The sequence below is a fragment of the Acidimicrobiales bacterium genome (genome assembly GCA_033344915.1).
Lineage (GTDB): Bacteria > Actinomycetota > Acidimicrobiia > Acidimicrobiales > Aldehydirespiratoraceae > JAJRXC01.
Window position 1 is genome coordinate 1340099 of the sequence record JAWPML010000001.1, and the last position, 23193, is coordinate 1363291.

At 67.9% G+C, this 23193-nt stretch carries 28 protein-coding genes and 1 pseudogene; 14 read left to right on the forward strand and 15 right to left on the reverse strand.

Annotated elements, in window-relative coordinates; all coding sequences use genetic code 11:
* Positions 1 to 43: 43 nt before the first annotated feature.
* Both R8F63_06390 and R8F63_06395 read left to right on the forward strand, forming a co-directional pair.
* Entirely contained in the window at positions 44 to 418 is a 375-nt protein-coding gene (locus tag R8F63_06390; GenBank protein MDW3218224.1) for an antibiotic biosynthesis monooxygenase, read from the forward strand.
* A gap of 26 nt (positions 419 to 444) precedes the next feature.
* On the forward strand, positions 445 to 1233 hold the full coding sequence (locus R8F63_06395; protein MDW3218225.1) for a hypothetical protein: 789 nt from the start codon (positions 445 to 447) through the stop codon (positions 1231 to 1233).
* Here R8F63_06395 and R8F63_06400 read toward each other — a convergent pair.
* A complete protein-coding gene (locus R8F63_06400; protein ID MDW3218226.1) occupies positions 1208 to 1777 on the reverse strand; it encodes a helix-turn-helix domain-containing protein in 570 nt (189 codons plus the stop codon). The two genes, R8F63_06395 and R8F63_06400, sit on opposite strands and share 26 nt — an antisense overlap.
* A gap of 60 nt (positions 1778 to 1837) precedes the next feature.
* Between R8F63_06400 and arr the strand changes: the two genes are divergently transcribed.
* From arr to R8F63_06415, 3 genes are all read left to right on the forward strand, one after another.
* Complete coding sequence (arr, locus tag R8F63_06405) at positions 1838 to 2323, forward strand: NAD(+)--rifampin ADP-ribosyltransferase (GenBank protein ID MDW3218227.1); 486 nt, start codon at positions 1838 to 1840, stop codon at positions 2321 to 2323.
* A gap of 29 nt (positions 2324 to 2352) precedes the next feature.
* Positions 2353 to 3108, forward strand: coding sequence for a DUF899 family protein (locus R8F63_06410; GenBank protein MDW3218228.1), 756 nt, complete (start codon positions 2353 to 2355; stop codon positions 3106 to 3108).
* A 121-nt stretch (positions 3109 to 3229) separates the two neighbouring features.
* Complete coding sequence (locus tag R8F63_06415; protein MDW3218229.1) at positions 3230 to 3631, forward strand: hypothetical protein; 402 nt, start codon at positions 3230 to 3232, stop codon at positions 3629 to 3631.
* Between the two features lie 292 nt (positions 3632 to 3923).
* Here R8F63_06415 and R8F63_06420 read toward each other — a convergent pair whose 3' ends face one another.
* From R8F63_06420 to R8F63_06435, 4 genes and pseudogenes are all read right to left on the reverse strand, one after another.
* Positions 3924 to 4799, reverse strand: a complete 876-nt coding sequence (locus tag R8F63_06420) for a pirin family protein (protein MDW3218230.1) — start codon at positions 4797 to 4799, stop codon at positions 3924 to 3926.
* A gap of 103 nt (positions 4800 to 4902) precedes the next feature.
* Positions 4903 to 5220 (reverse strand): annotated as a pseudogene (locus R8F63_06425) (DoxX family protein).
* Positions 5221 to 5412: 192 nt separating this feature from the next.
* Positions 5413 to 6660, reverse strand: coding sequence for an NAD(P)/FAD-dependent oxidoreductase (locus tag R8F63_06430; protein ID MDW3218231.1), 1248 nt, complete (start codon positions 6658 to 6660; stop codon positions 5413 to 5415).
* Between the two features lie 91 nt (positions 6661 to 6751).
* On the reverse strand, positions 6752 to 7555 hold the full coding sequence (locus R8F63_06435; protein MDW3218232.1) for an AraC family transcriptional regulator: 804 nt from the start codon (positions 7553 to 7555) through the stop codon (positions 6752 to 6754).
* Positions 7556 to 7700: 145 nt separating this feature from the next.
* On the opposite strand from R8F63_06435, the gene R8F63_06440 reads away from it, so the two are divergent.
* Positions 7701 to 8597, forward strand: a complete 897-nt coding sequence (locus R8F63_06440) for a helix-turn-helix domain-containing protein (GenBank protein ID MDW3218233.1) — start codon at positions 7701 to 7703, stop codon at positions 8595 to 8597.
* 19 nt (positions 8598 to 8616) lie between these two features.
* Here R8F63_06440 and R8F63_06445 read toward each other — a convergent pair whose 3' ends face one another.
* Entirely contained in the window at positions 8617 to 9798 is a 1182-nt protein-coding gene (locus tag R8F63_06445; GenBank protein MDW3218234.1) for an amidohydrolase family protein, read from the reverse strand.
* Positions 9795 to 10412: a TetR/AcrR family transcriptional regulator gene (locus R8F63_06450; protein ID MDW3218235.1), complete on the reverse strand. Its 618-nt coding sequence runs from the start codon at positions 10410 to 10412 to the stop codon at positions 9795 to 9797. Before R8F63_06450 ends, R8F63_06445 begins: the two co-directional genes overlap by 4 nt.
* 164 nt (positions 10413 to 10576) lie before the next feature.
* On the opposite strand from R8F63_06450, the gene R8F63_06455 reads away from it, so the two are divergent.
* Positions 10577 to 11071: a hypothetical protein gene (locus tag R8F63_06455; protein ID MDW3218236.1), complete on the forward strand. Its 495-nt coding sequence runs from the start codon at positions 10577 to 10579 to the stop codon at positions 11069 to 11071.
* A gap of 78 nt (positions 11072 to 11149) precedes the next feature.
* Positions 11150 to 11761 carry a pyridoxamine 5'-phosphate oxidase family protein gene (locus R8F63_06460; protein ID MDW3218237.1) on the forward strand — a complete coding sequence of 204 codons (612 nt, stop codon included), beginning with the start codon at positions 11150 to 11152 and terminating at the stop codon, positions 11759 to 11761.
* Positions 11762 to 11798: 37 nt separating this feature from the next.
* Here R8F63_06460 and R8F63_06465 read toward each other — a convergent pair whose 3' ends face one another.
* The 4 genes from R8F63_06465 to R8F63_06480 all read right to left on the reverse strand — a co-directional run bounded on the left by R8F63_06465 (position 11799) and on the right by R8F63_06480 (position 15112).
* A complete protein-coding gene (locus tag R8F63_06465) occupies positions 11799 to 12218 on the reverse strand; it encodes a hypothetical protein (GenBank protein ID MDW3218238.1) in 420 nt (139 codons plus the stop codon).
* A gap of 127 nt (positions 12219 to 12345) precedes the next feature.
* Entirely contained in the window at positions 12346 to 13389 is a 1044-nt protein-coding gene (locus R8F63_06470) for an NAD(P)-dependent alcohol dehydrogenase (GenBank protein MDW3218239.1), read from the reverse strand.
* Positions 13386 to 14186: a DUF4386 domain-containing protein gene (locus tag R8F63_06475; GenBank protein MDW3218240.1), complete on the reverse strand. Its 801-nt coding sequence runs from the start codon at positions 14184 to 14186 to the stop codon at positions 13386 to 13388. Before R8F63_06475 ends, R8F63_06470 begins: the two co-directional genes overlap by 4 nt.
* Positions 14187 to 14221: 35 nt before the next feature.
* On the reverse strand, positions 14222 to 15112 hold the full coding sequence (locus R8F63_06480; GenBank protein MDW3218241.1) for an EamA family transporter: 891 nt from the start codon (positions 15110 to 15112) through the stop codon (positions 14222 to 14224).
* Between the two features lie 163 nt (positions 15113 to 15275).
* Here R8F63_06480 and R8F63_06485 point away from each other — a divergent pair, with 163 nt between their 5' ends.
* Positions 15276 to 15788, forward strand: coding sequence for a MarR family transcriptional regulator (locus R8F63_06485; protein MDW3218242.1), 513 nt, complete (start codon positions 15276 to 15278; stop codon positions 15786 to 15788).
* Positions 15789 to 16044: 256 nt separating this feature from the next.
* Here the strand turns inward: R8F63_06485 and R8F63_06490 are convergent, their stop codons facing one another.
* On the reverse strand, positions 16045 to 17049 hold the full coding sequence (locus R8F63_06490) for an aminotransferase class V-fold PLP-dependent enzyme (GenBank protein MDW3218243.1): 1005 nt from the start codon (positions 17047 to 17049) through the stop codon (positions 16045 to 16047).
* Positions 16944 to 17201 carry a hypothetical protein gene (locus R8F63_06495; protein MDW3218244.1) on the reverse strand — a complete coding sequence of 86 codons (258 nt, stop codon included), beginning with the start codon at positions 17199 to 17201 and terminating at the stop codon, positions 16944 to 16946. The genes R8F63_06490 and R8F63_06495 overlap by 106 nt, the downstream gene beginning before the upstream one ends.
* A gap of 120 nt (positions 17202 to 17321) precedes the next feature.
* On the opposite strand from R8F63_06495, the gene R8F63_06500 reads away from it, so the two are divergent.
* From R8F63_06500 to R8F63_06510, 3 genes are read left to right on the forward strand one after another with little or no spacing between them, the layout of a single operon-like run.
* Positions 17322 to 17573 (forward strand): DUF4242 domain-containing protein, encoded by a 252-nt coding sequence (locus R8F63_06500; GenBank protein MDW3218245.1) that lies wholly within the window; start codon positions 17322 to 17324, stop codon positions 17571 to 17573.
* Entirely contained in the window at positions 17570 to 18256 is a 687-nt protein-coding gene (locus R8F63_06505; protein MDW3218246.1) for a peroxiredoxin-like family protein, read from the forward strand. The genes R8F63_06500 and R8F63_06505 overlap by 4 nt, the downstream gene beginning before the upstream one ends.
* Positions 18257 to 18272: 16 nt before the next feature.
* Positions 18273 to 20135, forward strand: a complete 1863-nt coding sequence (locus R8F63_06510; GenBank protein ID MDW3218247.1) for a BTAD domain-containing putative transcriptional regulator — start codon at positions 18273 to 18275, stop codon at positions 20133 to 20135.
* Here R8F63_06510 and R8F63_06515 read toward each other — a convergent pair.
* Positions 20076 to 21032, reverse strand: coding sequence for a hypothetical protein (locus R8F63_06515; GenBank protein ID MDW3218248.1), 957 nt, complete (start codon positions 21030 to 21032; stop codon positions 20076 to 20078). The two genes, R8F63_06510 and R8F63_06515, sit on opposite strands and share 60 nt — an antisense overlap.
* 159 nt (positions 21033 to 21191) lie before the next feature.
* On the opposite strand from R8F63_06515, the gene R8F63_06520 reads away from it, so the two are divergent.
* Positions 21192 to 21824: a peroxiredoxin gene (locus R8F63_06520; GenBank protein ID MDW3218249.1), complete on the forward strand. Its 633-nt coding sequence runs from the start codon at positions 21192 to 21194 to the stop codon at positions 21822 to 21824.
* Between the two features lie 11 nt (positions 21825 to 21835).
* On the opposite strand, the gene R8F63_06525 is transcribed toward R8F63_06520, so the two are convergent.
* Positions 21836 to 22513, reverse strand: coding sequence for a response regulator transcription factor (locus R8F63_06525; protein ID MDW3218250.1), 678 nt, complete (start codon positions 22511 to 22513; stop codon positions 21836 to 21838).
* 232 nt (positions 22514 to 22745) lie between these two features.
* Between R8F63_06525 and R8F63_06530 the strand changes: the two genes are divergently transcribed.
* Positions 22746 to 23159 carry a DUF1801 domain-containing protein gene (locus R8F63_06530; GenBank protein MDW3218251.1) on the forward strand — a complete coding sequence of 138 codons (414 nt, stop codon included), beginning with the start codon at positions 22746 to 22748 and terminating at the stop codon, positions 23157 to 23159.
* The last annotated feature ends 34 nt before the right edge of the window (positions 23160 to 23193 follow it).

The window sequence follows — 23193 nt, forward strand, 5'->3', positions numbered from 1 at the left end:
AGCGTTCGGTGCCGGACCGGGTTCGGCAGCCTGAGATTGAGAGGTGACTGAGGTGGATGAGATCAAGGGGATTGCTCGGGTGGTGTTCAAGGCCGGCAAGCTCGATGAGTGGAAGCGTTTGACGGAGCAGGCGATGGAGATCGTGCGCTCCCGGGATCCGGGGACGTTGCAGTACGAGGTGTTCTTCAACGCCGATGAGTCCGAAGCGATCGTTTTCGAGCGCTATCGAGATGCCGAGTCGGCGTTGGCGCACTTCGAGAACATCGGACACTTGATGGAGCCGTTGATGGACACCGCGACGGTGACCGGAGAGCTGCTCGGCACACCGAACGAGGAGATGCGCGGAAATCTCGACCCGAACGGTCAGCCGAAGCTGTTCACCCCGTGGATGGCGGCGGGCCCGCCACGCGAGCGGTGATCGCGTCGGGTGAGCTGGCTCGACGGATGTTTGAGCTGACTGAGCCGATTGCGGTCGTCACCTACATGGAAGACGAGCCGACTGCGGCGGTGATGGCGCTCGGCTTGGACGATTCGTGGGACGCATACTTCGCCGGTCGAGCAGCATCGGCGGAGTTGGTGGATGCGTTGTTCTACAACTTCGCCGATGGCGAGGTCGCCCGCCACATTCCTGGCGTCTGGGACAAGGTGCTACCTGAGGCAGCGAACCTCGCTCGACAGGACGGCTCGGTGGCGGCGCTTCGGCGCCTCCTCGGCGACACGTACGACTCGCCGTCCATCGAACGAGCCGGCGACACCCTGATCGAAGCAGCCCGCATGGCGTCACACGCCGGGCGGGCACTCTTCGCTGCGGTGCGGACGTTGCCGGTCCCGGTCGAGCCGGTCGCACGGTTGTGGTTCGGCGCGAACCTGCTTCGTGAGCATCGCGGCGATGGCCACGTCGCAGCCCTCGTCACCCTCGGAAAATCCGGGACCGAGTCCCACGTATTGCACACACTGGCCGACGGTGTCCCGGCCGAGCAGTTCGGTCGGCTCTGGCACTTGGACTCCGGATATCTCGATCGGGTGATCGGCAGAATGCGCGAGCGTGGTCTCGTCGGCGGCGATGGGTGGCTCACCGCCGATGGTGCCCAACTCAAGGAGCGCCTCGAGGCGCTGACCGACGAGTTGGCAGCACCCGCCTATACGTCGCTCAGCGAGGAGCAACTCGTCCCGCTGATGGCTGACCTGCGACCGCTCGCCGACCGACTCACCCTGAATGGGTCGTCGACGTAGCGGCTGCTTCGGCGCCGTCGAGGTAGAGGTCGAGTTGGCGGTGCGCCAGCTTCGACTCGGTGTCCGAGTCGAGTCCGATCGCTAACGGTCGGGCGAACCGGATCGACGTGTAGGTGATGTCCGCTTCGGTGAAGGCCGGGCCGACGGTCGACGCCTCGCGTGCGTGGTGGAGGAGTCGTCGGGTCATCTTGGCGGCACGTTCGGTCAGGTCGGGCCAGTCGGTGTCGTCGAGCAACGGGTGGATGATGTTGACGACCCCGACCCCGTTGTCGATCGCCGCATGCAGATAGCGACGCAACGCTGTGCCGTCACCCGCCGCCTCGGCGAGGGCGACCTCGCCGGCCGTGATGGTGCGGTCGAGCACGTCGACCACGACCGCGCGCAACAGGGCCTGTTGATCGGGGAAGTGACGATAGAGGGTGCCGATCCCGACCCCAGCCCGCTGCGCGATCGCATCACGCGACGGCTCGCCACCGATCTCCAAGGCCAACTCGACGGCCGCCGCCAGCAGCCGTTCGCGGTTTCGACGCGCATCAGCCCGCATGACGATGGCCCCTTCGTTGTGGGTATGGTTCTCGCATTAAACGGAGTATATTCCTCCGCTATGAACGAGGGTGTCAGTCAGCCAGACTCCGCCGATGAGTGGGTGCCGGTGACGTTCGATCACTACGAGCACGTCAAGGGTCCGTTCTTCCACGGCACCAAGCACCACTTCGCGCCCGGTGACCTCCTCGTTGCCGGTCGCCAGTCGAACTATCAGCACGGGCGGATCTCGAACAACGTCTACTTCGCTGCTCTCATCGAGCCGGCGATCTGGGGAGCCGAACTCGCTGTCGCCCAGGCCGCCGATGATGAAGACGCCCGCGCGCACATCTATGTGGTTGAGCCGACCGGACCGTACGAGGACGACCCGAACCTGACGAACAAGAAGTTCCCGGGCAACGTCACCCAGTCCTACCGGACCCGTCACCCGCTGCGCGTCGTGCGCGAAGTCACCGACTGGGAACCACACCCACCCGACGTACTGCAACAGATGCTCGACGGGCTCGCCGACCTGCGAGCCCGAGGCCTCGACGTGATCGAAGACTGACCACCACCCAACGACAGGAGGACTCACCGATGAGCAATCAACCCGAACCGATACGCATCGACAACCTGCCCCTGCCGCCCGTCGTCGAACGCGACACCTGGCTCGCCGAGATCGAACAACTCCGCATCCGAGAGAAGGCCCACACCCGAGAAGGCGACGCCATCGCCGCAGCCCGCCGTCGGCTCCCCGTCGTCGAGGTCGATGCTTCGATCGAAGTGATCGGTGCTGACGGAGCGGTCACGCTCCTCGACGCATTCGACGGCCGAACCCAGCTGATCGTCTACTTCCACGCCTGGTGGCCCGGACGCCCCGCCGCCGAGCAGTGCGAGGGCTGCACCCTCTTCAACAGCCAGATCCCCGAACCCAGCTACCTCAACTCCCGCGACATCACCTACGCCGTGTTCTGCAAAGGCCCCTACGACCAGAGCATCCGCTACCGCAACTTCCTTGGCCTCACCATGCCCTGGTACTCCGCCGAACACACCGCACCACAACTCCTCGAAGGACGCGACTGGCAACGTCACTACCTCGTCGTCTACCTCCGCCAGCACAACCGCGTCTTCGAGACCTACTTCACCGGCGGACGCGGCGTCGAGCTCATGTCACCCACCCACAGCCTGTGGGACATCACCCCCTACGGGCGCCAAGAAGCCTGGGAAGACTCACCCGACCGATGGCCCAAACCATGGGCCCACGCCGAACGCGACTGGAGCACGAACGGCCGCCCCCTCAACCACTGGCCCCGACTCGCCGCCGGCCACGACGACACACTCGACCACCCCTGACCGACGACAGGGACACGGTCTGGCCACACATCAGGCACCGACGCGCCCGGTGCGGCGCTCGAGAATGCTCGAACCGATCGGGAGATCCGAACCCGATGTCGGAGATGGGTATTGTGAGCCAGTGGCTCGCTACGTGACCGATGCACCAACGCTTTTGCGTCTCGTTGCTGACGACTTCGACGTCCATCGCGCACATCAACTCGTCGCTCCGAACCGCATTCGGTCTGAGGCGCTGTCACTGCTATTGACGGCAGTGAATCAAGGCGACATCACCGAGGACGTAGCGCTCCAGCGACACGAGCGCCTGACCGAGATCAAGATGCGACTACTCGGCGACCGCGTGTCGCGTCGTACCGCGTGGAGGATTGCTCGTGATCACGGCTGGGCGACGATCCTCGACGCCGAGTACCTCGCCGTCTGTCAGCTGCAGGCCGACGCTCTGATCACGATCGATCCGGAACTCGCCGTGAAGGCCGACGGGATCGTTCCGCTCGCACCGCTCGACGCCCTGTCCGTCGAGTGATCTCGTCCTGCTCCCGCCGTCCGCAAGGGACCATCTCGACGCACCTCAACAGCATCCGCTTCTGAAATCGCCGCCGCCGTCGGCGGAGCCTGGGCTAGGCGTTTCACGTCATGCGGCGGCGTAGGAGCCGGTCCAAGGAATGTATGTACTTGGGGTTTGTGTCGCCCCTCCGACACGTACGGAACTTCGCACCTCTGGATTCGGCCAGGCACGTCGTTCGTAGCCTGCCCGAACGGTCCACACGAGCGCGAGGTGCCCGGTCCAGTCCGATGAGATCGAGCCGGCCGACGCCTCAGGTCGGTAGTGGGACCCAGGGGTCGTGGTCGCCGGGAACGGTCGGGAAGGCCTGGCGTGTCCAGTCGTGTTTCGCCTGTTCGATCCGCTCGGCATCGGAATGGACGAAGTTCCACCAGATGTTTCTCGGGCCGACGGGTTCGCCGGCGATGACCATCGCTCGGCCCCGGCCCCCGACCACGGCGGGGGCGCCTGGCTCGAGGACCGCGAGCGTGGCCTCGGGAAGGGGAGTGTCGTTGAGGGTGATGCCGTCGTCGATGGCGAGGAGGCCACGTTCGGCGAAGGTGGCGTCGACCGGCACGGAGGAACCGTCCGCGACATCGAGCTCGGCGAGGAGTAGCGGCGAGGAGGGCGACACCGGTGACTCGTGCCCGAAGCCGTTTCCCACGGCGACGCGGACGGTCGATGCACCATGGCGCTCGGTCGGGATCTCTTCGGCGGCGGTGTGCTCGAAGCGGGCCGGGCCGTCCTCCGCCTCGTCGGGCAGCGCCACCCAGGTCTGCAGTCCGTGCAGGAGACGATCGGTGGCCCGGTCGTCGGGGTGGCTCCGTTCGGTGTGGGTGGCTCCGGCCCCGGCGGTCATCCAGTTGACCGCCCCGGGTTCGATGGCCGCGACGGCGCCCGTCGAATCTCGATGGACCAGGCGTCCTGCGAAGAGGTAGGTGACCGCGGCCAGTCCGATGTGCGGGTGGGCGTCGACATCGGTGCCGGTGCCCGCGGCGAGCTGCACAGGACCCATCAGATCGACGAAGATGAACGGGCCGATCATGCGCCGTTTCCGGTAGGGGAGGAGGCGCCGGACCTGCCCGGTTCCCACCGGCCGTATCCGGGGTTCGATCAACATGGTGGCCGTCGCGTCGGAATCAGTCGCCATACCGTCGATTGTCTCAGACGGTCGAGGCGCTGCGATAGGCGGCCGGGGCCCCGGCGTCAGTTGAGATCGAGCTCGGAGCGCTGGTCAAGCGTCAGATCAGCGGTCAGTCGGCCGAGCGAAAGCTGCGACCCGACCGGTGCCAGGCGACGGCGCCCGCAGTCGCTCCGAGAAGAAGGTTGACCGGCACGAAGCCGATGTCGCCGTTGACGACGTTGGTCAGGATGGCGCCCGCCATGACGGCGGCGATCACCAGTCCGCCGATCGGGCGGGTACGGCGCCACAGCAGCGCCAAGCCGCCGCCGACCTCGGCGAATCCCACGGCGAAGTAGGTCCAGCGGGGCCAGCCGAACTCGGCGAAGGGCTCGTAGAGGCGGGCGTTGTCGGCCAACTTCGGGGCGCCGGCCAGGATCATGATCCCGCCGACGAGAAGGCTCGGAACGAGCTATCGAAGGGAGCTGCGCTGGGTGGTCGTGGGCGTATCGAGTGCGGTCATCGGACGTGGTCCTGTGGTGAGTTCGAGTGTTGCTTCTGCTTCCCATCTTCTGACGGCGGCGAGCACTCGGGAAGGTAGGACTGCGACACCTACCGGTCAGTTCGGGACACGTCGCGGGTTTCAGGCAACGCCCGCAGCGGTGCGGACCTTGTCGGCGATGAACTCGGCGTCGAGACCGCTGCCGTAGATCAGCCCCGATGACTGCTGCCGCAACCACGAGAACCCGACGAAGTACAGGCCGTCGACCGCGGAGACGCCGTCGTCGTGGATCGGTACGCCGGCCTCGTCGAACTCGAGGTCGAGATCGAGGTAGGAGAAGTCGCCACCGAAGCCGGTCGCCCAGATCACCGTGGAGATGCCCTGCTCGACGACGTCGATCTCGCGGATCGCGGCCGTCTCCGCGAGTTGCGCATCCGGCTCGAGCGCGCCGTCGGCGGTCGCCGACGGGGCCTCGATGCCGTGCTCGGCGATGTAGGTGTCGATGTTCTCCCGCACCTGGGCGAGCGAGGCGAGACCCATCTCAGCCGCTTCGCCGAGGTTGTCGCCGATCTGGAGGCGAGTGCCCTCGGCGCCGACCAGACGGCCGACCACGGTGACGCCCCGGCGGGCGAGGCTGTGGAGCGAGATGGAGTGCCCGCCATCGTTGCCCGAGAGCATCGGTTGGGCCGCATAGCGGGCGCGGGGGTCCTCGAGCGCCCCGACCGGTGTGTGCGCCACTCCCATGTCCATCATCCAGGCCACGACGTCGCGCCCGCGATGGCGGCGGGGAACGCTGGCCACGTTGCTGGCGCACAGGATCGTGGTGCGCCCGACGTCGGCCAGTTCCTCCGCGATCTGACACCCGCTCTGCGCGCTCCCGACCACGAGCACCGCCCCGTCTTCGAGTTGGTGGGGGTTGCGATACTCGGCGGCGTGAAGTTGTGCGACCCCTGACAGGTCATGGGCGAGATCGGGCAGCTTCGGCACGTTCTGCGAGCCCGAACACACGATGACGTTCTCGGCCACCCACTCCTCGCCGTCGGCCGCCTCGACCACGAAGTCGGCGCCCGACCGCGTGACGCGGTGGACGTCGGTGTTCTCCCGGATCGGCAGGCCGAAGTGCTCCACGAAGCTCTGCATCATCTCGCACAGCTGACGCACGTCCATGAAACCGTCGGGATCGCCCGGCACCTGGTCGAAGTCGACGAGCGCGCTGGACCACGACGGCGTGTTGAGCCGGAACGACTCCCACCGCTGGGTCCGCCAGGTCTCACCGACCCGGCCGCGCTCGAGGACGACATGGTCGATCCCGGCCCGCTGCAGGGCCCGACTCGTGTTGAGACCGGCGTGGCCTCCACCGATCACGACCGTGTGGATCCTCGTCCCCATCTGTCCTCTCCTTCGTCACGCTCCGGCGGGAGCTCCTGGGGCCAAGTGTGACGATGCCGTCGGGGCGTGGCTTGGACAAACGTGCTGCATGTCATGGCGCCGGCATGCTGAGGCACACCTCGATCGTGATGTCGGGGTGCGCCGCGAAATCAGTCGGCCGGAGCCCCAGGTACTGCTGGACGGAACGGTTGAGGTGCGGAGCATCGAAGAACCCGGCTGCTGCCGCCGCGTCGGTGACGCTCTCGCCGTCCGCGACGCGCCGCAGGGCGTCGGTGAGCCGCAGCCACTGAAGATGAGGGCGCAAGGGGGTGCCCATCTGCTCGGTGAAGAGATGCAGGAAGCGACTCGTCGACAACGCCACGCGCGAGGCGAGCTCCTTGGCCGAGATCGCGAACTGGGGCTGCGCATCGATGATCTCCATCGCGTCGCGGATCGCGGGATGAAGATCGGCCGAGTTCGACCACGGCTCGTCCACCATCGCGCCCAGGAATCGATCGCAGACGGGCGAGATCTCGCGCCCGGTCCAGCCTTCTTCGATCGCCGGCCCCAACTCGGCCACGGGCAGGCCGGCCACGACATCGTCGGGGATCACGCCGAAGCCCTCGTCGTCGAGGTACGTCGAGCCGAGGTGATGTCCCAGCGTGCTCTCGGGCGCGATCCAGATCAGCACCTGCTTCCCGGAACAGCTGTTCAGCGTGTGAGGCTTGTTGGGGCCGGTGAGATGTCCCAGGGCACGACGACGTGCGTCCTTGTGAGGCCCGACCTCGTGGGCGCAACCGTCGACGGAGACCGACAGCTGATAGGCGCCGTGCTTGTGCACATCGGCGTCGAGTCCGTCGACCAGCTGGGCGATGTAGTTGTCGAAGACGTACACGTTGGTCTTGCTCGCGTCCACGCCGCCTCCCGTCGGCACCCCTCGGCAGCCGAACCTAACGCACGCGCGGGCCACCGGGTCGGGCTCGGTCGACTCGGCGAGCCACGGTCGGACCCTTGGCGCGATCGATCAAGTCCGCTCGGGAGAAGCACCGTACGGTGTTGGGATGTCACGTCGGCCCGAGGGCCTCCTGTCGGTGCTCTCCGGGATGGTCGAGAGCGAGCAGCCCGTCCCGTTGGCCGCTGCCGCCCGCCGAGCGGCCCTGTCCCCATCTCATTTCCGGCGGGAGTTCGAGGCGTTCGCCGGGGAGAGTCCCGCGCGCTTTCAACGGCGTCTTCGGCTCGAACGGGGCGCGGCCCTGTTGGCGGCGGGCGAGCAGCGGATCATCGACGTCGCCATCGACACCGGCTTCGGGAGCCACGAGGCGTTCACGCGGGCGTTCCGGTCCCACTTCGGGTCGACCCCGAGCGAGTACCGGCGTCGGGCCGTCGCGGGGACTCCCGACGCCTTGCGGTGGGTGACCTCGATCGGGCCGTGTACCGGCCTCTACCAGATCCCTCTGACCCCGAGCATCAAGGAGCCATTCGTGGCCTACACAATCCAGGTCGAGACGCTCGACGAGATGCCGGTGGTGTTCGGCCGACGCCGCGTCGACCGCGACGACATGACCGAGGCACTGGCGGAGCTCATCCCGGCGGCCTACGGCTACGCGGTCGAATCCGGACTCACGCTGGCCGGCCCGCCGTACGTCCGCTACGTCGACCAGTCGGCGGCCTTCTTCCACATCGAGGCGGGCGTGCCGGTTCTCGAATCGGCCGTCGTGCCGGAGTCCCGTCCGGACATCCTGGCGGGGGCGCTCCCCGCCGGTGCGGCGGCGACCACCGTCCACGTGGGCCCCTACGACACGCTCGGCGACGCGCACGTCGCGCTGGACCGGTGGATCCACGAGTCCGGCGCCACCCCCACCGGGGGAGCGTGGGAGGTCTACCTCACCGATCCCGGTGAGGTCCCGAACCCGGCCGATTGGCGCACGAAGGTCATCTGGCCCATCCGCGAACCGTAGGTCCCGCGCCGGCGGATGCTCAGAGCGAATAGAGATTGGCGACGTTGGTGCGGGTGATCTTGTCGCGCGTCTCGGCCGAATAGTCCTCGAACATCTCGTCGAGCACCTCGGTCGAACACGGCCACGTCGAGTCCGTGTGCGGATAGTCCGAGCCCCACAGCAGTGTCTCCTCGCCGATCAGGTCGCGCGTGCGGAGCGCGGCCGTGTCGTCCTCGATCGTGGCGAAGAACTGGCGCTTCCAGATCTCGAGCACGTCGGAGGGTGGCGTGCTCGTGGTGTCACGCGCGTGCTCCCGGGCCCAGCCCTGTTGCACCTTGTCGAGCCAGTGGGCGACCCAGCCGGCGTTGAACTCGGCGAGCACGAACTTGAGCCCGGGGAAGTCGGCGCACACACCGCGCACCATCAACTCGACCAGCGTGTCGTGGATGAGCGCCGGTGAGCCGGCGTACTGGACGATCGGATCGCGGCCGTTCATCGCCTTCAGCCAGTCGGGCACGTGGGACATGCACGCCACGTGGAACGCCACCGGCAGGCCGGCCTCCTCGGCCCGGGCCCACATCGGGGCGTAGTCCGCGTCGCTGTAGCGCCGGCCCCGAGGCGCATTGCTGGGCAGCACGATCCCCTTGAACCCGAGATCGATGACCCGCTCGAGTTCCGCCGTGGCGACCTCAGGCAACTGGACCGGCAGGGCGGCGAGTCCGATCAGGCGGCCCCTCGACGCCACGAACTGCTCGTGCATCCAGTCGTTGTAGTTGCGCTGCAAGGCGACCATGAGGTCGAGGTCGGCGAGGCTGAACATGGGGAACCAGCCCGGGTAGAGGATCTCGGCCGCCACGCCGTCGAGGTCCTGGTCGTCGGGCCGCCGGGCACCGTCGGTCAGACCGGGCCGCATCGCGGCGTAGCCGCCCGTGAAGTACGCCTGGATCTCCGGATCGTCGATCGAGCCGGTGCCGGGCTTCGACGCGTGCTCGCGGGGGAGCGGCGTCTCGTAGTCGAGCCGGGTGCCGGCCAGGGCCATCACGGCGACGTTGCGGGACCGCCCGGGACTGTTGGGGATGGTGATGAAGTCGCCCTCGCCGTCCTTGTGGACGACGCGCGGCGCATCGTCGCCGAACCGCTCGGCCAGGCCCTCGAACACCTCGGGGCCCTCGAGTGCGTGCGAGTCGGCCGAGATCGGGCGGGGATCGTCGAGCAGTGTCACGGGGAGTCTCCTGTGGTGATGGATCGGATCAGGGCATCGATCATCTCGGTGGAGATGGTCCTGCCGTCGGTGAGTTCGTAGGTGTCGATGTTGATCGGGAGGGCAAGGGCGCCGTGCACGCCGGACCACAACACCTGGGCCAGCGTGCGGGCGTCGCCGTCGCGAATCGTTCCGGCGGCTTGGCCGGCCTCGACCGCGCGGCGAAGGGAGGCGAAGAGGGCCAGCCCGTCGGGGTCGTCGTGGCGGTCGGTGGTCGAGTCGGGAGCGCGGACGAAGAGGAGGAGCCCGCGGTGCGTCTCGACGTCCGTCTCCGCGAAGTCGACATACGCCAGCAGCAGGCGACGGATGCGCTCGATCGGGTCGGCTTCCGCCTCCTCGATGGCGGTGAGGACGCGACCCAGTTTGGCGATGGGAGCCATCCAGAGCGAGCGCATCAGGTCCGAGAGGTTGGCGAAGTAGCTGTAGAGCAGGCCGGTCGACACGCCCGCTCGCTTGGCGACGGCGCGGACGGTCACCGCTGCCGCGCCGCCCTCCTTATGGAGCTCAGAAGCGGCGCGCCGGAGCCGGCGACGCTGTTCGTCCCGTTCTTCCTCGCTGGCGGCGGCGCGGGGCATGCCGGCGACGGTAGCAGGGAACGCTGAACACGTTCAATAAATTGCGACACGGCACCCGCGTCGACTCCCGCGGGTCTCGGTGGGCGGCGGCGGGTCGTTCGTGCCAATCTCGTGCGGCAACGGATGGACGAGTTGCCATCACGCCCGAGCACCGAGGGAGCTTCATGACCGCCAATCGAATCGAGGTGTCGCGAAACATCGCCGCGGAGCCCGCCGTGATCTTCGAGATCCTCCGGAGCCCGGACGGACATGTGCAGATCGACGCGTCGGGGATGCTGATGTGGGCCGAGGGCGAGCCGGCCACGGCCGCGGGAGACCGCTTCCGGATGCACATGGACCGCGACGCGCTGCGCGACTTCGACATCGGGGAGTACGAACTCGATGTCGTGTTCACCCGCGTCGAGTCGGATCGGGCCATCGAGTGGGGTGTCGAGAGTCCGCTCTTCGATCCGCCGATCGGGCACGTCTACGGCTACGAACTCGAGCCGATCGATGGCGGCACTCGGGTGACGCAGTACTACGACTGGTCGAACCTCCACCCCAACTACCAGGACACACTCGGCGCCTCGTTCCCGATCGTGCCCGAGCGCGCGTTGCTGGGGACCCTGGGCATCCTCGCCCGCACCGTGGCGCCGGGGAAGTCGCGCCCCGGGGCCTGAGGCGCCGCGGCAAGTTCTGACCCCGCGCCACAGTTCTCCGAGCTGCGCGAAACTGGGACGAGCCACTTGGGGGATTCGATGACCGATCGAGTGCACGACTATCACGAGGGGAACCGGTACTTCCACGACCGGTTCGACACGCGGCGGCTTGCCGATCGAGCGGTCGAGGTGCGCAACTCGGACCGGTTCGAGGACTGGGCGGTCGAGGTGATCGCGGATGCGAACATGTTCTTCCTGGCCACGTGTGATCATCGAGGGCTGCCGACGTGTTCGTACAAGGGCGGTGAGCGGGGTTTCGTGCGCATCCTCGACGATCGAGAGCTGGCGTTCCCGAACTATGACGGCAACGGCCGGTATCTCTCGATGGGAAACCTCCGGGTGAACCCGAACGTCGGGATGCTGTTCATCGACTTCGAGGACCGACGGCGGGTCCGGGTGCAGGGCACGGCGTCGATCGACGAGTCCGACGACCTGCTGGACGGCTATCCGGGTGCACAGTTCATCGTTCGGGTGCAGGCGACCGAGGTGTTCCGCAACTGCCCCCGGTACATCCATCACTACCGCTTCGAGGAGACGTCGGAGTACGTGCCGGCCGTCGACCACGAGCCGCCGATCCCGGAGTGGAAGTTCCTCCCGGAGCTGAACGCTTACCTGCCGGCCGACGACCCGGCCCGGGGCAAGCCTCGGTGAACGCGGGCGTCGAGCGGCAGCCGGGAGGGCAGCGTGCCTAATCGTAGGTGCGGAGCTCGATTCGGTTCCCGGATGGGTCGTCGAGGTAGACGCCGCGGCCGCGACCGCGTGCTCCGCCCAATTCGGCGGGGCCCATTCTGATGTCGTCGGTGTGGGTCCTGATGAAGGCTTCGAAGCTGTCCGGGTCGGTGGTGAAAGCAACGTGGTCGATGTTCCTGCCGTCGAGGGAGCTGGCGAACAGATCCAGGATCAGGGTCTCCGAGACCCGGATCCAGGGGAATGGGGCGTTGCCGGCGCGCCAGTCATCGAGTCGCTCCGCCTCGAGGCCGAACCGGTCGCGCCACCACTCGACGGTGAGTTCGATGTCGTCGACGTTGAACACGATGTGATCGACGTGGGTGAGCGGGACGACGGTGGGGGAGGAGAAGGCATTCGTTCGGGAAGTGGACTGGGGCATGGGTTTCCTTCGTAGCTGGGGTTCTGGTGGTCGTGTGAGATCGCGGGATCGACAGCCGAGCGGGCCAGGCCGAGGAATCGCGGGTGGGTGGCGCCGGACGGGGGTCGACGGTGCTGTCTCGTCATCATCACCACGCTTCTCGTCCCGTGGTGATGATGACCTTGCCGCGGGCTGGCGCCGACTCGATGTCGGTAATGGCGTCGACGGCACGGGCGAGGTCGAAGGTGCGGTCGACGACGGGCCGGATCGTGCCGGCGTCGACCATCTCGACCAGGAGTGCGAGGTCGTCGGGGTCCGGTTTGGAGAAGAGCGGAACCAGACGCTGAGACACGAACGGTGACCGCAGTGCGGCAGCGACGAAACGACTCATGCCGGTGAGCGACCGGGGGTTGTTTCCGCCGACGATGACCAGGGTGCCATCGGGCGAAAGGGCCCGGCGGACGTCGCTGAGCGGCTGATTGCCGACGAGGTCGATGATGACCTCGTAGCGGCCGGCGTGCCGGGTGAAATCCTCCTGTGTGTAATCGATCGCCGCCTCGGCGCCGAGGCCGCGGACGAGTCCGGTGTTGCGACCGCTGGCGACCCCGGTGACCCGGGCGCCCAGGTGGGCGGCGGCGATCTGGACGGCGAAACTCCCGACCCCGCCCGAAGCGCCGACGACGAGCACCTCCATGCCCGAGGCGACCCGCCCGGCATCGCGTACGGCTTGCAACGCCGCCACACCCGCCGTCGGTATCGCTGACGCCATGTCGAACGCGAGCGAGTCGGGCTTGGGGACCACCAACGTCGCATCGGCGGTCGCGTACTGGGCGAACGCACCGCTCGCAGCCCATCCGACGACGTGGTCGCCGACTCCGAGGCCGTCGACGCCTGGGCCGATGGCGATGACACGGCCGGCCACATCGGTGCCGGGTACGGCGCGGCGGGGATGGGTGGGCCCGTAGCTGAGCCGGGCGACGTAGGGCCAGCCACGCATGGCCAGCGCATCGCCCCGGTTGACGCCGGCAGCGCCGACCTCGATCAGGACTTCGCCGTATGCGGCCGCCGGCATCGCCGCGGTCTCGAGCGCCAACGCGTCGGGTGCGCCGTAGCGCCGCTGGATGACCGCGTCCATTGTCGAGGGCAGGCCGGATGTTGCCAGGTTCAGGGGAGCAGGTGTGGTCGGGCTCATGCCGGAACGCTGATCCGACGGGCTGTGGACGGGACAGCAGCGGGGGAGTCCGGGGTTGCTCCGGAGTCGGCGAGGCGGTGGGCCCGGGTTAGCAGCCACAGTGCGAACCAGGCCTCTGAGATGACGGCGGGCGCGAGCACGATGGGCGAGGCCGATCCGTCATAGCCGGGAATCATGAAGAACATGGCCGAGTCGATGACGTAGCCGGCACCGGCGAGCCCCAGGACCAGCCCGAGTGCGGTGGGCATACGCCGGGACGTAGTCGCCACGTAGCCGATGATCATGGTTGCCACGCCGAAGAAGGTCAGGCCGAGGATGTAGCCGTACTTGTGGGTGTCGAGGGTCAGCAGGGCGAGAGCCTCGACGCCTTCGGCTCCAAAGGAGTCGAGGTACTCGGCGTCGTCGAGGATGCGCACGGCGTTGAACATGTTCAACAGGTTCATGCCGATGATGGCGGTCTGGGTCAGGCGGAACGCGGCGGCCGCCATCGACAGGATGCGGCTCAGCGGTTTGAGGAGCTCGTAGAGCACCACCGCGAGGGCCACATCAGCCAGGAACACCACCAGGTCCGCGGCGAAACCGGCCCGGAACAGCCACGCCGACTCCATGATGTTCGAGGCGGTCGTGGCGGGATCGCCGGCCTCGACGAGCCGCGCTCGGACACCGACTTCGGCGAACAGCCCGAAGACGACGATGATCACGTACAACAGCCCGGCAACGCGGGCGGTGGCATAGGGGTGGCGCGAGGCGCCCGGGTCGACCGTGATGGTCGTGGGTGGTTGGTGCTTGGTGTTCACGGTGATTCTCCTTCTCCGTTTGGGGGTTGGTGGGGTCAGCGGCTGCCGGTGCGAGCGGCCGGTTCGTCAGGCGCGGGTCGCTGGCCGATCCAGATGGCGGTCAACACCAGCGCTCCTCCGACGAGCTGAGCGGGCGTGAGGGTCTGGCCCAACACGGCGAACCCGGCGAATGTCGCGACGGTCGGGCTGGCCAGTCCCAACAGTGAGACCTGGGCGACCGGTAGGCGGGCGATACCGCGGAACCACACCAGATAGGCGACGGCGGTCCCGCCGGTGGCGAGCCAGGCATAGCCGATTGCGTTGGCCGCCGTGAGTGCCGGTGGGCCGCCCTCGGTCGCCAGGGCGACGGGGGCCAGCAGGAGTCCGCCGGCGATGAGCTGCCAGGCCGTGAAGGCGGGCAGCGAGACCGGTCGCCCCCAGCGCTTGGTCAACACAACGCCGGTGGCCATCGACACCGCTCCGGTGAGACCGGCCAGAACGCCGACCGGGTCCAGCGCGGCGTTCGACCGCAGGACCAACAGGGCCACTCCGACGATCCCGAGTATCCCGGCGACGGCGGTGGCGGTCCGGAATCGCTCGCGCAAGAGGACGGCCGCCAGTCCGGCGGCGACCAGGGGTTGGATGCTGCCCAAGGTGGCCGCGACGCCGCCGGGGAGCCGGTAGGCGGCGACGAACAACAGGGCGAAGAACGCTCCGATGTTCAACGCGCCGAGAACGGCGGCCTTCCACCACCAGGGTCCGGTCGGTCGCTGCCGCGTAATCGCGGCGAGTGCCATCCCGGCCGGCAGAGCGCGTAGCACGGCGGTCAACATCGGGCGGTCGGGCGGCAACAGCTCGGTGGTGACGATGTAGGTCGTGCCCCACGCCGCCGGCGCGAAGGCGGTGATCAACAGATCAGCCCGGCTCGCGGAGGCGAGTGAACGCACGGAGGCGCCCGAGGCTTTGACCTCCACAGCCAGCGACGTAGCTGCCCTCATCTCCGAACCTCCTGGCGTAGTTGATCGCCAGAAAGTGTCTCGCTGGCGTGATACTTCCGAGTATCACCATGAGGAGACTTGCTGTCAAGAGTCTCGCTGGTAAGATTCTCTCGTGGAGCCAGACAAGACGACTGACGCGATCGACGAGATCATCGACGACCTGCACGAGCACTACCCCGAGCTCGACGCGGTCGGCCTGCCGGTCGCCGGGCGGATCCTCCGCCTTGCTCGGTACCTGGAAGCACGCCGCGAGGACCAGCTCGACGACTACGACCTCACCCCGGCTGACTTCGACGTGCTGGCGACCCTGCGACGCAAGGCAAGCCAATCCGCCATCAATGTCCGAGAGCTCCAGCACTCCTTGATGCTGTCCTCCGGTGGGATGACGAAGCGGTTGGACCGGCTCGAGGTCGCCGACTTGTTGGAACGACGACGCGATCCCGATGACCGACGCGGTGTGCTCATCGCCATCACCGACGCGGGCCGCGACCTGATCGACCGGGTCCTGCCAGCGGTCACGAACGCTGAGAGCGACCTCATCGCCGCCGCGATCCCCACCGCCGAGCGACGAGCCCAGGTCGCCGCTGAGCTACGCCACCTCTTGATCGCCCAAGAGGCGGACTGAACGGCCGCCAGCGCAGTCCCGCGGGGAGTGGCGCCTGGGAGCGGCTCCGCTGCCTGGGCGACTGCCCGCACATTCGCTTGAACTCCCGCCTGGAGTGCGAGGGGCGTGCGTATCCCACCCCCACCGCTGCTTCGGTGCCGATCGTCTAGAAGGGCAATTCGGTCTCGAGCAGCGGATGGGTGGCGGCGGCGCGCCGCGACACGATTCGGCAGAACTCGACGGCGTCGAGTTCGAGCGTCAACCCGCGGCGGGCGGTTCAGTCGGCGGTGAGCTCGGCGGCAATCTGCTCGATGTCGTCCTCGTGGTTGTAGAAGTGGATCGCGAGACGCAGGTTGCCGTCGCGGGCCGAGCACACGATCCCTCGTCGCTTCAGCGACTCCAGGAATCCGGCCGGGTCGATGTCACCGAGCGGCACCGACACGATCGTGCTGCGGTTCGTTGCCGGAAGGTCCACGGGTGCTCGGCCGATGTCGGCCAGCGTCGAGCGGAGCAGGTCGGCCAGTTCTCCGTTGCGGCCGAAGATCGCGTCGGCACCGAAGGTGTCGAAGACCGACAGCGCGGCCTCGTCACCGATCGCCGCGAGCCAGCTGATCGAGTTGTCGAACCGCGACGCGGTGGGGGAGAGGTCCATGGCCGGCCCGAAGAAGCTGGCGAACGGTGTGCGTCCGGCCTTCCAGCCGGCGCTGACCGGGACGAAGCGGTCCTGCATGTCCGGCGAGAGGTAGCAGTACCCGACGCCGCGACCGGCGTTCATCAGGAACTTGTGATCGGACGTGGCGAGCTCTTCGATGTGGGGGAGGAGACCGGCCACGGGAACCGCGCCGACCATCTGTGAGCCGTCGACGAACACCACGGCACCCACGTTGCGAGCGGCCGCGCTGATCCTGGCGATGTCGGAGCGGTGCCCGGACGCGGTCTGAACGCCGCTGAAGGCGACCAGTTGTGTGCCGCCATCGAGGTGGCGTGCGACGTCATCGGGCTCGAGGCCGCCGTTGCGAAACGGCACCTGGCGCACCTCGTAGCCCTTGCCGGCGAGCAAGCGCCAGGGGAAGTGGTTCGAGCTGTACTCGCGTTCGCCGATCACGACGTTGTGCCCGCTGCGGGCGGGTCCGAACTGCGCGGCAACGAGACCCGCGGCCGCAGACACGGACGCGATCAACGCGACGTTGGCCGGGTCGGTACCGATGAGCGACGCGACCGCCGTCCGTGCCGCTTCTGCCGCGGCTTCACGCGGACGTAGTCGAGCCCGGAACGGGACCATTCGTCGATGTAGCGGTGATACGCCGAGGTCGTAGCAAGGCTCGACAGTCCCACGGCTGCGGTGTTGAAGTACGCGCAGTCCCCCGTGGCCGGGAAGAGATGCCGGGCATTGCGCACGTCGACAATCGAATCGGGCGCGGTGTCGTTGCTCACCGGCGAACCGTAGCCGTCGACATCACTCCGCGGGCGAACGAATGCCGCGGTCGCGGGCGTCAAACGCTGCGTCAAACGGAACCAGGGTTCGATGCGGTTCCACGACAGACAGGATCCGACATGCCGCTCTTCATGGACGTACACAACATCGAAGGAGGGGTCTCGGCGAGCGACGTCGCCGGCGCCCACGAGGCCGACCTCGCCCACCAAGGCGCCCACGGTGTCAACTACCTCCGGTACTGGGTCGACGAGGAGGCCGGCAAGATCTTCTGCCTGGTCGAGGCACCTGACGCCGAAGCGGCGCACGCGGTACACCGTGAGGCGCACGGTCTCGTCGCCGACGAGATCTACCCGGTGAGCGAGCACACGTGAGCACCGCCCCGACGAACGTGCTCGACGCACTGATCGTGCAGGCGGAGGCCGAGTGGCTCCAACGCTTCGCCGAAGGCCCGACCGAGCCGGAGGGCACGGGGCTGCGGGGCGGGACACCGGCTCCGGATCTCGTACTTGCCGACCACACGGGAGCGAGCCGGTCGCTGTCGGAGTTCTGGGCCGTCGGTCCGGCGCTGCTCATGTTCTGGCGTCACTTCGGCTGCGGGTGTGGTGTCGATCGGGCCGCGCTCCTCCTCGAGGAATACGCCGCGTACGAAGAGGCGGGCCTCACGCCGGTGATCGTCGCCCAGGGCGAGCCGGCACGCGCTTCCGCCTACCGCGATCAGCTCGGCTTGCCGTGCCCTGTGCTGTGTGACCCGGATCAGGAGGCGTACCGCGCCTACGGCGTCGGCCATTGGTCGGTCGAACGCATCCTGTTCGACGCACCCGCCGAATACTGGGCGCATCCCCACGACCTCGGAGCAAGCTTTCAGGACGAGCGCCGGAAGGGTGGCCGCCCGCTCGTCGACGATCCCTGGCGGGCGACCGCAGAGTTCGTGATCGGCACCGACGGCGCGGTGCGGCTGGCGCACCTCTACCAGCATTGCGAGGATTTCCCGGAACCCCGGGTGCTGACGGCCGCCGCCCATCTCGCGGAAGGCGGAAGTTCGACCGGCGCGTGAGAGTATTCGATCGCCCATGACCCTGACCCTTCACTTCCTCGGTCGTCCGCGGATCGAGAACTCGTCGAAGGACGCCTACCAGTTCCGGAGCCGCAAGAGCTGGGCTCTCCTCGCGTTCCTCGTTCTCGGGGAACGCCCGCCGTCGAGACGACAGCTCGCGGAGCTGTTGTTCTCCGAGGCGAACGACCCGCTGCGGGCGTTGCGGTGGAGTCTGTCGGAAGTGCGTCGGGGCCTCGGCGACGGAGGATCGCTCGAGGGTGACCCGGTCGTGCTCGAACTCCCACCTGACTCGGTCGTCGACATCGTCCTGCTGGCGAAGGGAGCGTGGATCGACGCCATCGGTCTCCCTGGGTTGGGATCGGACCTCCTCGACGGGATCACGCTGCACGGAGCGCCGGCCTTCGAATCCTGGTTGTTGTCCGAACAGCGGCACGTGGCGGCTGCATCAGAGGCGATTCTGCACGAGGCGGCGCTCGGTTCGATGTCCCGTGGTGATGTGCACGCAGCCCTGGCGTACGCGATGCGGGCGGCGATGATGAGTCCGCTCGACGAGAACCATCAAGCCTTGCTGATCCGGCTGTATCGGCTCACCGGGGACGACGACGCGGCCGAGCGTCAGTTCGAGGCGTGTCGGGTGTTGCTCGAGAGCGAGCTCGGCGTTGCGCCGGGACCCGTCGTGCACGCCGCACTGCACGCAACCCGCGGTGATGAGGGGACCGCGGCCGACCAGGCGTCGATCGACGCGATCGTCGAGGCCGGCGCGGCGGCCGTGGCGGCCGGGGCGGTCGACGCAGGTGTGCAGTCGCTGCGGGTCGCCGCCACGTTGGCGGACGCCGCTGGTCGGGACGACCTTCGCGTCAGTGCGCGGCTGGTGCTGGCCGAAGCGCTCGTGCACTCACTTCGGGGCTTCGACGAAGAAGGGGTCGCCGCGCTCTACGAGGCCGACGAGATCGCCCTGATGCGCGATGACCGTGCGTCCGTCGCCCAGGCGAGGGCGGAGGTCGGCTACGTCGACTTCTTGCGTGGCCGATACGACCGAGCCGAGGTCTGGCTGAGCGATGCGCTCGCGTTCGCCGATGACTCGGCGGCGATGCTGGCCAAGGCGACGACGTACCTCGGCGCGGTCGAGAGCGACCGGGCGAACTACCCAAAGGCGGTCGAACTGCTCGACCAGGCTCTCCGACTGTCGCGCGACGCCGGCGAACCACGTCGGGAGGCGTTCGGCCTCTCCATGCTCGGCCGCATCGACCTGCTCCGCGGCGATGTGGACTCGGCGGCCGAGCACCTCGATGCCTCCATCGAGCTGGCGCAGCGTGAACACTGGTTGGCCCTGCTTCCGTGGCCGCAGGCGCTGCGCGGTGAGGTGCAGTTGGCACGCGGTGACGTCGCGGGAGCGGAGCGGCTCCTGCATCAGGCCTTTGCCCGAGCCTGTCAGCTCGGGGATCCGTGCTGGGAGGGGATGTCGGCACGCGGGCTCGCGATGCTCGCGGCGGCGAAGGGCGAGGCGACGCAAGCCTTCGCACAACTCGCCGACGCGCGTCGTCGATGCAACCGACTTGCTGATCCCTACGTGTGGCTCGACGCCCACATCCTCGATGCTCAGTGCGGTCTCGGCGTGCACCACGGCCACCCCGACACCGAGCGATGGGTCGAGACACTGCGAGACCTTGCGTCGCGGACGGGTATGAGGGAACTCACTGTCCGGTCGCTCCTCCACGGGGCGGCGAGGGAGGACGCCGGTGGCGCAGGTGCCGCCGGCCTGCTCGGCGCCGAGATCGACAACCCCGTCGTCGGCGACCTGCTCAAACGCTGCCGATCCTCAGTCGGTCGGCTCGCCCTGCTCGACCAGACGCTCGATGGCAAAGACCGGGTCGAGTGACGCGGCAACCCACACGCAGGTGATGAAGACCTGTCCCTGGGCCGTGTCGCCCGTCCGGTTCTCGATGGATTCCCCGGCCCAGTGAGCGGTGAGAATCGCACCGGACATGATCGCGGTCTCCGGTGTACTCCCCGTGAAAATGCCCGCAGCCTCGAAGTCGAGCGGCGTCTCGCTGAACAGGTCCCACTCCTCGCCGGTGTTTCGGCTGGACGTGGCTCCGCCAGACCGTGACAGTCCGCCGAACGCGTTCTCTCCGTTGTCGGCCAGGGTCAGGAAGTCCGTCTGGGTCAAGCGGAACGACGCGTTGAAAACAGGCTCCCCGACCGGAGCGGCACGGAGTCCGTACCCGTTGACAGTCAGGACGATCGGTTGGTTCACGAGGCAGCCTCCGTCGTCGACCGCGACCGCGTCGTCCAATGCGTCCTCGACACTAGGGGCGGCCCGAACGACGCAGTCGTCGTCGACGCGGACGACATCGAAGCGTGAGTCTTCCCACAACCGCCGTACGGACTCGTCCGGGAAGTGGACGAAATGGGCGCCTCCGCCGATGCCCGTCACCCGTCCCTCAGCAAAGAGCAAGACGAGTTGGTCCGGATGGACGCCGCGCTCCTCGGTGCTGCTGTCCGGTGGTTCGTTGCACGTGTCGTCGACGACGAGCGCCTCCGGCTCGCGGGCCTCCTCGTCGTCGACGTCGACCGACTCTGCCGGGAGGGCCTCGCCGTTCCCCTCGGTAGCCCCGTTGTCGCCGGCATCCGAGCCGCTGTCGCCCTCCGGCGGCGCGGCGAGTTCGGGAAGGGCCGGCGGCGGGCCGTCGTCTCGCAGTAGAACGCCGCCGACGATCAGTCCGGCAGCGATCGCCCCGCCGATCCCCAGTGCCAAGGCCCCGATCTTCCACATCGCGACTCCTTCCTGAGTCCTCTGAGTCTTCCATGCCGGTGGGATCCTGGCGCCGTTCGTGCTTTAGCGTGCTGGAATACTCGGCCTACGGCAGCGGTTGTCGAATTGTCCGTACATTTACACCCGCCGGCGAGGTCGGCGTGACGAGAGGAATCAGACATGAGCCTGCACCTGGGCGACACCGCCCCCGACTTCACCGCCGACACGACCGACGGCGAGATCTCGTTCCACGACTGGAAGAAGGGGTCGTGGGCCGTCTTCTTCAGCCACCCGGCCGATTTCACGCCGGTGTGCACCACCGAGCTCGGCCGCACCGCGGCGCTGGAGAGCGAGTTCGCCAAGCGCAACACGAAGGCGATGGCGTTGTCGGTCGATCCGATCGAGGACCACAACAAGTGGGCGCCGGACATCGGCGAGGTGGGCGGCACGGCACTCAACTTCCCGATCGTCGCCGACCCCGACCGCACGGTCGCCGAGCTGTACGACATGATCCACCCCGGCGAAGGCGACACGTCGACGGTGCGGTCGGTGTTCATCATCGATCCCGACGACAAGCTGCGCCTGAGCTTGACCTACCCGAAGTCGGTGGGCCGCAACTTCGACGAGATCGTGCGCGTGATCGACGCCCTCCAGGCCACTGATCGCGCGGCCATCGCGACGCCGGCCGACTGGACCCCCGGCGACCGGGTGATCGTGTCTCCCGGCATGTCGACGGAGGACGCCAAGGCCACCTTCCAGAACGTGGAAGAGGTCAAGCCCTACCTCCGCTACGCCGACGCGCCGGCGTCCTGAGGGCGTCGCGGTCAGAACCCGATGTCGTTGTCGCCGGGGCTCGTGAGGCCGCTCTCGTAGGCGAAGACGACGGCCTGGGCGCGATCTCGAAGTCCCAGTTTGGTGAGGATGCTCGAGACGTGGCTCTTGACGGTGGCACCGCCGATGTAGAGCGCCTCGGAGATCTCCGCGTTGGTAGATCCCTTCGCGAGCTCGCCGAGCACTTCGCGTTCGCGGTCGGTCAGGGTTTCGAGCCGGCCGGCGGTGGCGGTGTCGGACGCGAGCGTCCGTGCGAAACGGCTGATAAGGCGTCGGGTGATCGTGGGATCGAGGAGGGCGCCTCCGTCGGCGACGGTTCGTATGGCGGGAGCGAGATTCTCCGGAGGGATGTCCTTGAGGACGAATCCGGAGGCGCCGGCCTGAAGCGCCTGAAACACGTACTCGTCGGGGTCGAAGGTGGTCAGGATGATCACCTTCAGCGGCCAGTCGGCTTCACCGAGAATCGTGGCGGTGGCGGCGAGACCGTCCATCTCAGGCATGCGAATGTCCATCAGGACGACGTCGGGGCGGTGCCGGCGGGTTTCGTCGATCGCCTCGATTCCGTTTCCGGCCTCGACGACGACTTCGATGTCGGGCTGGCGGTCGAGGACCATGGCAAAGCCGCGACGTACGAGCGCCTGGTCGTCGACGACGGCGACGCGGATCGTCATGCCCGCTCCGGTTCGAGGGGCAGGCGGGCGCGGACCCGGTAGAGGTCGGGTGGTTGCCGCTCTGCGGTGAGCGTCCCCCCGAGCAGCGTCGCTCGTTCACGCATCCCGACGATTCCGAACCCGGATGCGGGCAGGCGCGATGTGCGCGATCACCATCTGATTCTCGCGCCGCCCGGAAACGGTCCCGAGTAGCGATCCCCGAAGCGGCGGCAGCTTCGGTCAGAATGGGGGAGTGGAGCACCGGACACCGCCGCCGTCCCCGGCGGTCGCCGATTGGCTGGCCGACGTCCCCGACGACGTGCGCGAATGTGTCGACCGACTGCGCTCGGTCGTCCACCGGGTGGCGTGGGAGGAAGGCGCCTGGCCGCTCGTCGAGGAGATCAAGTGGGGGCAGCCGAGCTATCGGTCGCCCCACGCGAGGGAGTCGACCCCGCTACGGCTCGGCTGGACAGACACGGGGGACGCCGCACTTCTCGCGCACTGTCAGTCTCGCGTCATCCCCGACTTCCGCGACGCGTTCGGCGACCGCTTCCGATTCGAGGGCAATCGAGCGGTGCTCTTCGGCTCGGTCGCGGACGTGCATGAGGCCGAGCTCGCCGAACTGATCCGGCACGCCCTCACGTACCGCCGTCGACGCACGCGATGATCTCCGTCGGCCGGGCGATCTGCGAGGATGTCGC